Genomic DNA, 14,241 nt, shown 5'->3' with positions numbered 1-14,241 from the left:
GGGGATGGCATGATCGCGGGCCTGCGGCTAGAAAGCTCAAAAAGACTTTTGGGAGGATGGGATGGCCAATCCCTACGAACAGGATCTCGACCGGAACGCCGCCAACCACCAGCCGCTGACGCCGCTCACCTATCTGGAGCGCGCGGCCAAGACCTATCCCGACCATGTCGCCATCATCCACGGCAGCCAGCGCATCTCCTATCGCGAGTTCTGGCGCCGCGCGTTGAAGCTCGCCTCGGCGCTCTCGAAGCACGGCATCGGCAAGGGTGATACGGTGACGGTGATGCTGTCGAACACGCCGCCGATGCTGGAGGCGCATTTCGGCGTGCCGATGACCAAGGCGGTGCTGCATTCGCTGAACACGCGCCTCGACGCCGCCGTCATCGCCTTCCAGCTCGACCATGCCGACACCAAAGTGCTGATAGTCGACCGCGAATTCTCRGGCGTGGTCAAGGAGGCGCTGGCATTGGCCAAGGCCAAGCCATTGGTCATCGACTATGACGATCCCGACTATGCTACTGACGCGCCCTATCCGAAGGGCGAGCGGATCGGCACGCTCGACTATGAGGAGTTCGTCGCCGGGGGCGACGAGGCGTTCGCCTGGTCGGTGCCCGACGACGAGTGGGACGCCATCTCGCTCAACTACACCTCCGGCACCACCGGCAATCCGAAGGGCGTCGTCTATCACCATCGCGGCGCCGCCCTGATGGCCTACACCAACACCATCCATGCCGGCATGGCCAAGCATGCGGTCTATCTGTGGACGCTGCCGATGTTCCACTGCAACGGCTGGTGTTTCCCCTGGACGCTTGCCGTCCAGGCCGGCACCCATGTCTGCCTGCGCTGGGTGCGTGCGAAACCGATCTATGACGCRATCGCCGACCACGGCGTCACCCATCTCTGCGGCGCGCCGATCGTCATGTCGATACTGATCAACGCGAAGGAGGAGGACAAGCGCCAGTTCCCGCAGGCCGTCACCTTCAACACGGCCGCCGCGCCGCCGCCGGAAGCGGTGCTTTCCGGCATGGCCGATGCCGGTTTCGCTGTCACCCATCTCTACGGCCTGACCGAGACTTACGGGCCGGCCGTCGTCAACGAATGGCACAATGAGTGGGACGAACTGGAGAAGGGAGCGAGAACGGCGAAGAAGGCGCGCCAGGGCGTGCGCTATGCCGCACTCGAAGGGCTGACGGTGATGAACCCCGAAACGATGACGGAAACGCCGGCCGACGGCGCGACTCTCGGCGAGGTCATGTTCCGCGGCAACATCGTCATGAAGGGCTACCTGAAGAACCGCAAGGCKACCGACGAGGCCTTCGCCGGCGGCTGGTTCCACTCCGGCRATCTCGGCGTCATGCATCCGGACGGCTACATCCAGCTCAAGGACCGCTCCAAAGACATCATCATCTCTGGCGGCGAGAACATCTCATCCATCGAGGTCGAGGACGCGCTCTACAAGCATCCTGCCGTCGCCTCCTGCGGCGTGGTCGCCCGCGCCGATGAGAAATGGGGCGAGGTGCCGGTCGCCTATGTCGAGCTGAAGCCCGGCAAGGCAGCGACCGAGGCCGAGATCATCGAGCACTGCCGCGGCTTGCTCGCGCGCTTCAAGGTGCCGAAGGCTGTGGTCTTCGCCGAGATCCCCAAGACCTCGACCGGCAAGATCCAGAAGTTCCGGCTGAGGGAAATGGCGAAGGGGATGTAGTTCGCTCCTTCGAACATCGCGGTGCCTCGACAGTTTGCGCCTGCATGCCCGATTTCGTCATCCTAGGGTGGAGCAGTCGCGAAGGGACCTCGCGGAAACCCTAGGATGACGACCACACAGGCGCCGACGGCTAGTCGCTAATGTCAGCCGCCGACCCTGCTCCTGTCACCATATGTCACCAACCGGTACGCGTACATCGAATTCGCGTTGACTCTTCGCGCCTTTCGATTTACGGCTGACGAAAATTGAAATTCGTCACTCGTCAAACGAAAGCGCCATGTCAGAAGCCGCCAACATCGTGGCCGACCCCGCCAGACAGGAGAATGTGACCCGCATTCTCGACTGCGCCGAGCGCCTGTTCCGGCATTATGGTTACAGCAAGACCAACGTTGCCGACATTGCCCGTGAACTCGGCATGTCGCCGGCCAACATCTACCGTTTCTTCGCCTCCAAGGTTGAGATCCACCAGGCCGTCTGCGGCCGCATGCTCGGCGCCAGCTACCAGCAGGCCTACGAGATTTCACGCCTGCCGATCAGCGCCGAGGAGCGATTGCGCCGCTACGTGCAAGCCCAGCACAAAATGACGCTGGAGACCATGCTTGATGAGCAGAAGGTCCATGAGATGGTCATCGTCGCGCTCGAGCGCGACTGGGGCGTCATCGACAAACATGTCGACCGCATCCACGATCTGCTGGCGGACGTGATCCGCGAGGGCATCAAGGCCGGCGAGTTCAGGAAACAGGATCCGGTCATCGCCTCGCGCTGCTTCGGTGCCACCACGCTCATCCTGTGCCATCCGCAGATGGTGGCGCAGTGCCTCGCCAAGACCAACCGGGCCATGCCCGAAGACCTCATCGAATTCGCAATCAGAGCCTTGAAATAGCCGCTGCCCGCCGGGTGCCGGTGTCGAAACTCATCTCCAGTCCGGGAGTGCTAAGGTGTCTTTGTCCAATTCCATCCTCCTCAGGCTGCCGGCCGCCGGCCTYCCGGTCGTCGGCATGGTCGTCGCGGCGCTCGGGCTTGCCGGCTGCAGCCAGGAGAAGGCGGCGGCCGTCCAGGAAGTCGTCCGGCCGGTCAAGGTCGTCGAGATCGGCGAAGCCGAGACCAGCCGCCAGCTCGACTATTCCGGCGCCGTGCGCGCCCGCACCGAGATGAATCTCGGCTTCCGCATCGCCGGCAAGGTCACCGAGCGTCTCGTCGACATCGGCCAGCACGTAAATGCCGGCGACGTGCTCGCCCRCATCGACCCCTCCGACTACGAACTGTCGGTGAAGAGCGCCCAGGCAAGCCTTGATGCTGCCGAGCGTCAGGTCGAGACGGTCGACCTCGCCAGGAAGCGCGCCGAGCAGCTCTTTGCCAAGAACTTCGCGCCGAAGTCGCAGCTCGATCAAGCCGTGCTCAGCTATGACCAGGCCGTGGCGACACGCGATGCCGCCCGCTCGACCCTCGCCCAGGCGCAGAACCAGGTCCACTACACCGACCTCAAGGCCAGCAAGGCTGGTATCGTCACCGCGATCTCGGCCGATATCGGCCAGGTCGTCAGCGCCGGGGCGCCGGTGATGACGGTTGCTGTCGACGGCGAGAAGGAAGTGCTGATTGCCGTGCCCGAGATGGACATAGCCGGCTTCCGGCCGGGCAAGGAAGTCAAGGCGAGCTTCTGGTCGGACGAGGGGCTCACCCTCGACGGCAAGGTCCGCGAAGTCGCCGGCAGCGCCGATCCGCAGTCGCGAACCTTCGCGGTTCGGGTCTCGCTCCCCAACGATCCGCGCGTGCTGCTTGGCATGACCGCCAATGTCGCGGCAACGGTCGGCAGCAAGGCTGAGCATGTTTCGATCCCGCTGACCGCGATCGCCGAGAAGGACGGCAAGAAGATCGTCTGGACGGTCGACCGCGCCAGCGCCACGGTGCATCCGCGCCCGATCAAGATTGCCAGCTTCACCGCCGACGGCGTCGCCGTTTCCGATGGCCTGAAGCAGGGCGACGTGGTGGTTGCGGCCGGCACCCAATTCATGACCGAGAACCTGAAGGTCAAGCTTTCCGGCGACGTCGCCCAGCAATCCGCCTCCGCTGAGGAGGACGTCGGCACCACCAGCAGTCTTCGCTGACGCGAGGCACACGAACGCCTTTCCCGCTCTCGCTGCGTGAGCCGCGGGCCGGGGAGGGCATGGGTTCCGGGCGGYAGGCGCCCGATCGCGAGATGCCGGCATGTTGGCTCCCCCGCAGCAAGGCCGCTCAAACGCGATTGCGAGCCTCTCTCCGCTTGAGGTGCTCGCCGCCCGGAAACCCGACCGAGAATTCACGAGTATGGCAAGCGTGCTTTGCCGACCAATTGGACTGGACTTGCGCCATGACCACCGACAGCAGCACTGACAAGCGGCCCTTCAATCTCTCGCGCTGGGCGATCGGACATCCGAGCATCGCGCGCTTCCTGTTCGGCCTGATCATCCTCGCCGGCGCGCTCGGCCTGATGCGCATGGGCCAGAAGGAAGATCCGGATTTCACCTTCCGCGTCATGGTGGTGCAGGCGATCTGGCCGGGCGCCTCGATCCAGGACATGGAGGACCAGGTCGTCAACAAGATCGAGCGCAAGCTGCAGGAAACGCCGCATCTCGATTTCGTGCGCTCCTACACGCGCGCCGGCAGCGCCATCATCACCTTGCAGGTCAAGGGCGACACCAATGCCGAGGAGGTGAAGGACGCTTTCTACCAAGTGCGCAAGAAGGTCGGCGACATCGCCAACGAACTGCCGCAGGGCCTGCTCGGGCCGTATTTCAACGACGAGTTCGGCGACACCTTCATCACGCTGCATTCGATCAGCGGCGACGGCTACACCTATCCGGAATTGAAGAAGTTCGCCATCCAGGCACGCGACATGCTGTTGACGACGCCGGGCGTCGAGAAGGCTGTCATCATCGGCGATCAGCCGGAGAAGATCTATATCGACGTCTCGTCGAAGGCGCTCGCCGAGCGCGGCCTGACCATACTCGACCTGCAGAACGCCGTGAAAGGGCAGAACGCCGTCGATCCCGCGGGCTCGGTCGACACTGGCCTGCGCTCGGTCCGCATCTCGGTCGAGGGCGACGTCACCAAGGCCGCCGACATCCGCGAGTTGAGACTGCGCGCCGGCAACCAGGTGACGCGGCTCGGTGACATCGCCACCGTCACCTCTGGCCTGGAGGATCCCTTCCAGCGCAAGTACCGCTTCAACGGCCATGAGAGCGTCCAGGTCGGCGTCGTCATGGCCAAGGGCTTCAACGTCAGGGACGTCGGCAAGGATGTCGAGGCGACCTACAAGCGCTTCGAGGAAGGGCTGCCTTACGGCGTTTCGGTCGACCAGATCTCCGACCAGCCAGAGGTCGTCAAAGATGCCGTGAACGAGTTCATGGAGGCGCTCGGCGAAGCGCTGCTCATCGTGCTTGTCGTCTCGTTCCTGTCGATCGGCTGGCGCTCGGGCCTGGTGATTGCGATCGCCATCCCGCTGGTGCTCGCCGCCACCTTCGCCATCATGTACGAACTCGGCATCGACCTGCAGCGCATCTCGCTCGGCGCGCTGATCATTGCGCTGGGTCTCCTCGTCGACGACGCCATGATCGTCGTCGAGATGATGGAGCGGAAGCTGGAGGAGGGGCTGGTCAAGATCGAAGCGGYAAGCTTCGCCTATTCGTCCACCGCCTTCCCGATGCTCACCGGCACGCTGATCACCACCGCGGGCTTCATCCCGGTCGGCTTCGCGGCCTCCACCGCCGGCGAATATGTACGCACGCTGTTCTACGTCGTCGGCATCGCGCTGGTGGTGTCGTGGTTCGTCGCGGTCTATTTCACGCCGTGGCTCGGCCACATGATCCTGAAGCAGCGCAAGCACGCCGGCACCCACCACGATGTCTTCGACACGCGCTTCTACCGGCGGCTGCGCGCGACGGTCACGTGGGCCGTGCGCCACCGCATCATCGTGCTGGCGATGACGCTGGTTACCTTCGCCACGAGCCTCTGGGCCTTCCAGTTCATCCCGCAGAACTTCTTCCCGCAATCCTCGCGTCCGGAAATCCTGGTCGATCTCTGGCTGCCGGAAGGCACCAGCATCAAGGAGGTCGAGAACCAGGCCAAGGCGCTCGAAGCCAGGATGATGGACGACCAGGACAAGCGCTTCATCGCCACCTATATCGGCGAAGGTGCCCCGCGCTTCTTCCTGCCGCTCGACCAACAGCTCAGGAATCCGAACTTCGCGCAACTCCTGGTGATGGCCAAGGATGAGCCGGCGCGCGAGCGGCTGATCGTTAAGATGCGCAAGATCCTTGCTGAGGACTTCCCCTCGATCCGCGCCAAGGTCGACCGCCTGTTCCTTGGGCCCCCGACCGGCTGGCCGGTGCAGATGCGCGTCATGGGTCCGGACCGCAAGGAGATCCGCCGTATCGCCGACGAGGTGAAGGCGAGGTTCCAGGCGAACCCGCTGCTCGGCGCCGTTCATGACGATTGGCTGGAGCCGGTGCCGGCGATGAAGCTGGTGATCGACCAGGATCGCGCCCGCGCCCTCGGTGTGACCTCGCAGCGCATCCGCCAGATGCTGCAGGCGACGATGTCAGGCGCGCCGCTTGATGACTTCCGCGACGGCGAGGAGACGGTCTCGATCGTCGCCCGCGAGCCGGACGCAACGCGCCATCTGCTGTCCTCGGTCGACTCGGTCTACATCCCGACCGACTTCGGCGGCTCGGTGCCGCTGTCGCAGGTGGCCAAGGTTGTGCCCGTCATGGAGCAGGGCATCGAATGGCGGCGCGACCGCCTGCCGACCATCAGCGTGCGTGCCACGCTGCCGGACGGCGTGCAGTCGAACGACGTCGTCACCAAGATGTACAACGACATGAAGGACCTGCGGGCCGGCCTTGCGCCCGGCTATAAGATCGAGATCCAGGGTGGCGCGGAAGACTCCGCCGAAAGCYAGGCCTCGATCGCCGCCAAGGCGCCGATCATGCTCGCCATCATCGTCATATTGCTGATGGTGCAGCTGCAGCATTTCGGCAAGTCGATGCTGGTGCTGGCCACCGGTCCGCTCGGCATCATCGGCGCCGCCGCGGCGCTGCTGATCAGCGGCGCGCCGTTCGGCTTCGTCGCCATCCTCGGCGTGATCGCGCTRCTCGGCATCATCATGCGCAACTCGATCATCCTCGTCGACCAGATCGACCAGGATATCGCGGCGGGCATGGATCGAAAGGAGGCCATCGTCGGTGCTGCCGTGCGCCGCTTCCGGCCGATCATGCTGACGGCGCTGACCGCAGTGCTGGCGCTGATCCCGATCTCGCGAGCCGTCTTCTGGGGACCGCTCGCCTACGCCATGATGGGCGGCATCCTGGTCGCCACCGTGCTCACCATCCTGGTGCTGCCGGCTGGCTACGCGCTGTTCTTCGGCCGCGAGCCCAAGAAGGCAAAGACCGACGAACCGGTCGTGGAACCGGAGCAGATCGAAGGCATCGAAAGACCGCAGCTGGCCTTGGCTGCGGAATAGAATAAAGGTGGCAACCTTGGATCATCCGCCATCGGCGAAAGTCGGTGGCGGATGATCTGCGTTTGGGGTGGCGGCGTGCGAAACCCGGCCGACTGGCCGTCAGCCAAGGTTCTCCGAATGCGCGATCGCGATGCCGTATTCAGCGCTCGCGTCGAGCATGGTGTGCCAGAGGCTCTCGGCGAAGGTCGCGAATACCAACAGGTTGAACACGGTCTGGCCGTCATCCCGGTCCTTGCCGCGCCAGAGCGTGACGCTGGTATGATCCATCGAGGTGGCGGCAGCCGCGTCGACCGGGAACATTTCGGGATGCAGGTCGATCGACGACAGCTTGGCGAGCATCGAGCGCGCCTTGGCGCCGGAAATGCTGATCAGGGCCCGCGCATGCGACTGGTCCGACAGCGAGGACGAAGCCGAGAACGCCTGGCCGAGCGCGTCGACCGTGTGCTTGCCGCCTTTCGACAGCACGAAGAATTGGTCCGGACCCGACCAGATCAGCGTCGTGTCGGCAGTGCCCACCGCCCTCGGCGTTTCCGGTGCGGCGACCCCGAAGCGCGCCTTCGCGGCCTTGACCATCTCGGCAGCCCTGCCGCGCCGCGCCATCACCTGGACAAGATCGAAATTGCGGATCTCGGTCAGCGACACGCCGGCATCGCCCTGTGCGCCGTAGCGCCCGACCTTCAGCGCGCGATCCAGCGGGCTGCGAATATCCCAGGAAAACTCAGCCACRCTGGCGCCCTCCATCCGGATCGTAGAAGACGGAATTGCAGAGCTCGACATCGTACTCCTCGCCGCGCAGCGGATCATGCGCCCGCACGATCTCACCGATGCGCTCGCGCCCGCGTTCGACGAGTCCCAGCCCGATCCATTGGTCGAGCACCGRCGAGAAGCAGACCGAGGTGACATAGCCTTGGTCGTTGTCGGGGCCGGGGATCTCGCCCTTGGGGATGATATGCGCGCCGGAGCGCAGGCGGCGCGCCTTGTCGGTCGGCTTGATGCCGACCACAACCTGCCGGTTCGGCGCGACAAGCGCCTCGCGGCAGGCCATGACGCGGCCGATGAAATCCTTCTTGGTCGACATCATCTTGCCGAGGCCGAGGTCGGCGGCGGTCGTGGTGCCGTTGAGTTCCGGCCCGGCGACATGGCCCTTCTCGATGCGCATCACGCCGAGAGCCTCGGTGCCGTAGGGCGTCACGCCGAAAGGCTTGCCCGCGATCATCAGGTTGCGAACCAGCGCCTCGCCGTAGCGCGCCGGCACCGAGATCTCGAAGGCCATCTCGCCGGAGAAGGAAATGCGGAACAGCCTAGCCTTTATGCCGCCGCGCAGTTTGACTTCGCGCGCGCCCATGAACGGAAAACCTTCGTTCGACAGGTCTTCTGCCGGATCGACGATCTCCTTCAGAAGATCGCGCGTCTTCGGGCCGGCGATCGAGAATTGCGCCCACTGGTCGGTGGCACTGGTCAGCTGCACGTCGAGCTCCGGGAACAGTACCTGGCGGCAGAACTCCAGATGCTGCATCACCGGCCCGGCTTTCGCCGTGGTGGTGGTGAGGAAATAATAGTTCTCGGCCAGACGAGAGGTCGTGCCGTCGTCATAGACGATGCCGTCCTCGCGCAGCATCAGCCCGTAGCGCGCCTTGCCGACGGCAAGGTTGGAGAAGCTGTTGATGTAGACGCGGTCGAGGAAGGCGCCGGCGTCAGGGCCATGCACGTCGATCTTGCCGAGCGTCGAGACGTCGCAGAAGCCGACGCCGCTGCGCACCGCCTTGACCTCGCGGGTCACCGACTCCAGCCAGTCCTTCTCGCCGGCGCGCGGATACCATTGCGCGCGTTTCCACAGCCCGGTGTCGACGAACACCGCGCCCTGTTCGGCGGCCCAGTGATGCGACGGCGTCAGCCGCGTCGCATGGAAATTCTCGTCGCGGTGGTGGCCCGCGAAGGCGCCGATGGCGACCGGCACATAAGGCGGCCGGTAGATCGTCGTGCCGGTCTCGGCAATCGACTTGCCGGTGACCGCCGCCATGATGGCGAGGCCGGCGACATTGGATGTCTTGCCCTGATCGGTCGCCATGCCGAGCGTGGTGTAGCGCTTCAGGTGCTCGACCGATTCAAAACCCTCGCGCTGCGCCAGTTCGACGTCGGAAGCCGTCACATCGTGCTGCTGGTCGACGAAGGCCTTGCCCTTGCCGGCGACATGCCAGAGCGGCGTGAGCGAGAAAGCCTCGTCGTTTGCGACCGGCATCGACCCGACATTGCCGCTGTGCCCGGTATCACGCGCTGCGGCCGCGCCGGACTCAAACCCCTCGCGCAGACAGGCGCCAAGGCCGAAGGCGCCATTGGCGGCACCGGCCGCGACCATCCCGGGCGGCGCGCCGTCCGGCACGAAGGCGGCGATGTCGTCGCRCCATTTCGGCCGGCCGCGATGATAGGAAGTGAGYCCGACCGCGGGGTTCCAGCCGCCCGAGACGGCAAGCCCGTCCGCCTCGACTTCGGCCCGCGCGCCGCCGGACAGCGAGACGGAAATCTTGCGCACACCGTTCTTGCCGCCGTCGACGCCGCTGACGGAGCCGTTGAGCAGCGGGAAGCCGCCTTTGCTGGCAAGCGAGCGATGCGCGGGCGAAATCTCGGACCGCGGGTCGATCGCGGCGGCGACCTGCAGCCCTGCCGCGAGAGCCGTTTCCACCGTGCGCCAGCCGTCCTCATTGTTGGTGAACAGCGCGATGCGCCGCGCCGGCGTCGCGGCATGGCGGTTGATGTAGCTGCGCATGGCGGAGGCCATCATCACGCCCGGCGTGTCGTTGCCGGCAAAGACGATTGGACGTTCGATCGAACCAGCGGCGACCACGCAGCGCTTGGCAACGATCCGCCACAGCCGCTGCCGCACCTGATGCTCCGGCGGCTCCGGCAGATGATCATTGACGCGTTCGATCGCGCCATAGGTGCCGCCGTCATAGACGCCGAACAGCGTCGTGCGCGTCATGATGCGGACTTCCGGCATTGCCGCGAGTTCGGCGAGCGTACGCGCGATCCATTCCGAGGCCGGCAGCCCGTCGATCGTGYCGCCATCGGCGAGCAGCCGGCCGCCGAGGGCGAAATCCTCTTCGCACAGGATGRCGCGCGCGCCGCTGCGCCCGGCGGCAAGCGCGGCGGCGAGGCCGGCCGGGCCGGAGCCGGCGATCACCACGTCGCAATGCGCCCAGGCCTTGTCGTAGTGGTCGGGATCGGGAACGCCCGACGCGCGCCCGAGGCCGGCGGCGCGACGGATCGCGGGCTCGTAGATCGCCTCCCAGAACTTCGCCGGCCACATGAAGGTCTTGTAGTAGAAGCCGGCGACGAAGATCGGCGCGAAGAGCTGATTGACCGACATCAGGTCGAAATTGAGCGAGGGCCAACGGTTCTGGCTGGCGGCCTCGAGCCCTTCATAAAGCTCCGCCGTCGTCGCCTTGGTGTTCGGCTCACGCCTCGCGCCGCTGCGCAGTTCGACCAGCGCGTTGGGCTCTTCAGAGCCCGCCGTCAGGATGCCGCGCGGGCGGTGATACTTGAACGAGCGGCCGACCAGCTTGACGCCGTTGGCGACCAGCGCGGAAGCCAGCGTGTCGCCCTTGAAGCCGAAGAGCGTCTTGCCGTCGAAGCGGAAGCTGAGCGCGGTCGAGCGGTCGATAAGGCCGCCGGATGTCAGACGATTGGGTTGGCTGGAAATCACGATGCCCGCGCCTCATGCAAGAGCGTCGCGCTGCCCCTCACCCTTACCCTCCCCCCGTGAAGGACGGGGAGAGGGAGATCACCAGCGTTGCGGCCTGCCTCCTTCTCCCCGTCACTATGCGGGGAGAAGGTGCCGGCAGGCGGATGAGGGGCAGCGCCGAGTTGAACAGGAATATTCATTTCACCACCTGCATCGCGCCTGCGCCCGCCGCCGGCTCCACGCCCGAAATCTCATGCGTAAGCGTGTTGCGCGTGACCTTCAGCCAGGCCCGGCAGCCGCCGCCGTGATACCAGTGTTCGCTCATCACGCCGGCGACGTTGTCGCGCAGATAGACGTAGTCATAGACGGCATCCTCGCCGRCATCGGCTGCGGGGCGTTGCGGCTTGGCATCGCCGAGATAGGTGAACTCGCCGAGTTCGCGTTCGCCGCAGAAGGGACAGACTATGCGCATGACAGGGCCTTCAATGCAGGTTCGGTTGGGCGCCCTGGCCCTTCTCGTCGATCATGGCGCCGCGGCGGAACCGGTCGAGGCGGAACAGGGCAGCCTCCTTGTGCGACTCATCGCGGGCGATGAGATGGGCAAAGACGAAGCCGGACCCCGGTGTCGCCTTGAAGCCGCCGTAGCACCAGCCGGCATTGAGGTAGAGGCCGTCGACCGGGCTCTTGTCGATGATCGGCGAGCCGTCCATCGACATGTCCATGATGCCGCCCCACTGGCGCAGGAGCCGGATGCGGCCGATCATCGGGATCAGCGCCATGCCGCCCTCGCAGACATCCTCGATGACCGGCATGTTGCCGCRCTGGGCATAGGAATTGTAGCCGTCGATATCGCCGCCGAAGACGAGCCCGCCCTTGTCGGACTGGCTGACATAGAAATGCCCGGCGCCGAAGGTCATGACGCCCGGAAGCAGCGGCTTGATCGCTTCGGAGACGAAAGCCTGCAGCACATGGCTTTCGATCGGCAGCCGCAGGCCGGCCATTGCGGCGACGCGCGACGAGGAGCCGGCGACCGCCATGCCGACCTTGCCGGCGCCGATCCTGCCGCGGCTGGTCTCGACACCGGTCACCTTGCCGTTGGCATCGCGCACGAAGCCGGTGACCTCGCAGTTCTGGATGATGTCGACACCAAGCTCGCTCGCCGCATGCGCATAGCCCCAGACCACGGCATCATGCCGCGCCGTGCCGCCGCGCCGCTGCAGCAGCCCGCCCTGCACCGGGAAGCGTGCGTTGTCGAAGTTCAGGAAGGGCAGCATCTTTCGCAGTGCCGCCTGGTCGAGCAGTTCGGCGTCGATGCCGTTGATGCGCATGGTGTTGCCGCGCCGGGCAAAGGCGTCGCGCTGTGCATCGGAGTGATAGAGGTTGAGGACGCCGCGCTGGCTGACCATCGCGTTGTAGTTCAGGTCCTGCTCCATCCGCTCCCACAGCTTCATCGACAATTCGTAGAAGCCGACATTGCCGGGCAGGCCGTAATTGGAACGGATGATAGTGGTGTTGCGGCCGGCATTGCCGGAGCCGATCCAGCCTTTCTCCAGCACCGCGACGTTGCRTATGCCGAACTCGCTGGCCAGGAACCAGGCCGTCGCCAGCCCGTGGCCGCCGCCGCCGATGATCACCACGTCGTAGCGATCCTTGGGTGCGGCATCCCGCCAGGTGGGCTTCCAGGTCTTGTGGCCGGAGAGGGCGGCGCGGGCGAGCGAGAAGATCGAGTATTTCATAAAATCGTTCCGAGGCCGCTCGCCCCACGCCAGACCTTTTCCGACGCATCGGATTTAACCGAGAACCGCTTCGGTCCGATGCTCTAGATGTCCAGCGTGTGGTCGCGCTCCCACTGCGTGAAGTGCGAAGCATAGGAATTCCATTCCTGGTGCTTCAGCTTTAGATATGCCGACGAAAATTCCTCACCTAGCGCCGTCTTCAGCGATTTGTCGTTGTCGAACTCGCGCAGCGCATCAAGYAGGTTGAGCGGCAGTTTCGGCGCATCCGTCACGGTATGGCCGAACTGGTACATGTCGATGTCGTAGAGCTTGCCCGGATCGGCCTTGGAGCGGATGCCGTCGAGGCCGGCGGCGATGATGACCGCCTGCAGCAGGTAGGGGTTGGCGGCGCCGTCGGGCAGGCGTAGCTCGAAGCGGCCGGGGCCAGGCACGCGCACCATGTGGGTGCGGTTGTTGCCGGTCCAGGTCACCGTGTTCGGCGCCCAGGTCGCGCCCGAGATGGTGCGCGGCGCGTTGATGCGCTTGTAGGAGTTCACCGTCGGATTGGTGATCGCGGCAAGCGCCGAGGCATGCTTCATGATGCCGCCCAGGAAGTTCCTGCCCTTGGCGGACAGGCCGAGTTCTTCCGAATTGTCGGCAAAGACATTGGTCTTACCGGCCTCGTCCCACACCGAGATATGCGCGTGGCAGCCATTGCCGGTCAGCCCCTGGAAGGGCTTCGGCATGAAGGTCGCGCGCAGGCCGTGCTTCTCGGCGATCGACTTGACCATGAACTTGAAGAAGGAGTGCTTGTCGGCCGTCGCCAGGACGTCGTCGAAGGTCCAGTTCATCTCGAACTGGCCGTTGGCGTCCTCATGGTCGTTCTGGTACGGGCCCCAGCCGAGCGCCAGCATATGATCGCAGATTTCGGCGATGACGTCATAGCGGCGCATCACCGCCTGCTGGTCGTAGCAGGGTTTGGATGCCGTGTCGTACTGGTCGGAGATGGCTCTGCCGTCCGGCGAGATCAGGAAGAACTCGGCCTCGATGCCGGTCTTGACATGCATGCCGTCGCGGGCGGCCTCTTCGATCACACGCTTCAGCGTGTTGCGCGGCGCCTGGTCGACGAGCTTGTCGTCCATCACGCAGGTGGCGGCCACCCAGGCGACTTCCGGCTTCCACGGCAGCTGGATCACCGAAGCCGGATCCGGCACCGCCAGCATGTCGGGATGCGCCGGCGTCAGGTCGAGCCAGGTTGCGAAGCCGGCAAAGCCGGCACCCTCCTTCTGCATGTCGGCGATCGCCTGCGCCGGAACCAGCTTGGCGCGCTGGCCGCCAAACAGGTCGGTGTAGGAGATCATGAAATATTTGACGCCGTTCTCTTTGGCGAATGCGGCGAGATCGTTCCCCATTATAGTTCCTCGCTTACGTGGTCTTGGAAGCCTGTTTAGAAGCCGTTCTTCCCCGGTATCCAGTCGGTGCCGGCGAGCGGCACGCCGGCCATGGCCGCCGCTTCGATCGAAAGCGCGCAGAGATCCTCCGGCTCGAGATTGTGCAGGTGATTTTTGCCGCAGGCGCGGGCGATCGTCTGCGCCTCCAGCGTCATCACCTTGAGATAGTTGGCCAGCCGCCGTCCGGCCGCGATCGG

Annotated in this window: 9 protein-coding genes and 1 pseudogene; 4 read left to right on the top strand and 6 right to left on the bottom strand. The window is 65.0% G+C overall.

Translation table 11 applies throughout. The features are described from left to right. The first annotated feature begins 61 nt into the window (after positions 1 to 61). The 4 genes from ORS3428_RS07790 (at position 62) to ORS3428_RS07775 (ending at position 7,199) form a co-directional block, all read left to right on the top strand. A complete protein-coding gene (locus tag ORS3428_RS07790) occupies positions 62 to 1,702 on the top strand; it encodes an acyl-CoA synthetase (RefSeq protein WP_071096170.1) in 1,641 nt (546 codons plus the stop codon). A gap of 277 nt (positions 1,703 to 1,979) precedes the next feature. Continuing rightward, a complete protein-coding gene (locus ORS3428_RS07785) occupies positions 1,980 to 2,585 on the top strand; it encodes a TetR family transcriptional regulator (RefSeq protein ID WP_071096168.1) in 606 nt (201 codons plus the stop codon). A gap of 55 nt (positions 2,586 to 2,640) precedes the next feature. Beyond that, a complete protein-coding gene (locus ORS3428_RS07780) occupies positions 2,641 to 3,807 on the top strand; it encodes an efflux RND transporter periplasmic adaptor subunit (RefSeq protein WP_071096166.1) in 1,167 nt (388 codons plus the stop codon). A gap of 242 nt (positions 3,808 to 4,049) precedes the next feature. Beyond that, the gene (locus tag ORS3428_RS07775; RefSeq protein ID WP_071096164.1) at positions 4,050 to 7,199 is read left to right on the top strand and encodes an efflux RND transporter permease subunit; all 3,150 of its coding nucleotides are present in this window, start codon (positions 4,050 to 4,052) and stop codon (positions 7,197 to 7,199) included. Between the two features lie 99 nt (positions 7,200 to 7,298). Here ORS3428_RS07775 and ORS3428_RS07770 read toward each other — a convergent pair whose 3' ends face one another. From ORS3428_RS07770 to ORS3428_RS07745, 6 genes and pseudogenes are all read right to left on the bottom strand, one after another. After that, a complete protein-coding gene (locus ORS3428_RS07770; protein WP_071096349.1) occupies positions 7,299 to 7,925 on the bottom strand; it encodes a sarcosine oxidase subunit gamma in 627 nt (208 codons plus the stop codon). Beyond that, positions 7,918 to 10,896, bottom strand: a complete 2,979-nt coding sequence (locus ORS3428_RS07765) for a sarcosine oxidase subunit alpha (protein ID WP_071096347.1) — start codon at positions 10,894 to 10,896, stop codon at positions 7,918 to 7,920. Before ORS3428_RS07765 ends, ORS3428_RS07770 begins: the two co-directional genes overlap by 8 nt. 178 nt (positions 10,897 to 11,074) lie before the next feature. Beyond that, a complete protein-coding gene (locus ORS3428_RS07760) occupies positions 11,075 to 11,350 on the bottom strand; it encodes a sarcosine oxidase subunit delta (protein WP_071096162.1) in 276 nt (91 codons plus the stop codon). Between the two features lie 10 nt (positions 11,351 to 11,360). After that, positions 11,361 to 12,614, bottom strand: a complete 1,254-nt coding sequence (locus tag ORS3428_RS07755) for a sarcosine oxidase subunit beta family protein (protein WP_071096160.1) — start codon at positions 12,612 to 12,614, stop codon at positions 11,361 to 11,363. 83 nt (positions 12,615 to 12,697) lie between these two features. Further along, the gene (glnT, locus tag ORS3428_RS07750) at positions 12,698 to 14,005 is read right to left on the bottom strand and encodes a type III glutamate--ammonia ligase (RefSeq protein WP_071096158.1); all 1,308 of its coding nucleotides are present in this window, start codon (positions 14,003 to 14,005) and stop codon (positions 12,698 to 12,700) included. Positions 14,006 to 14,040: 35 nt separating this feature from the next. Next, a pseudogene (locus tag ORS3428_RS07745) lies at positions 14,041 to 14,241 on the bottom strand (FMN-binding glutamate synthase family protein); the annotation flags it as partial.

Origin of the sequence: Mesorhizobium sp. ORS 3428 (assembly GCF_001854785.1) — a bacterium.
Taxonomy (GTDB): domain Bacteria; phylum Pseudomonadota; class Alphaproteobacteria; order Rhizobiales; family Rhizobiaceae; genus Mesorhizobium.
This window is presented reverse-complemented; position numbering and strand designations above follow the sequence as displayed.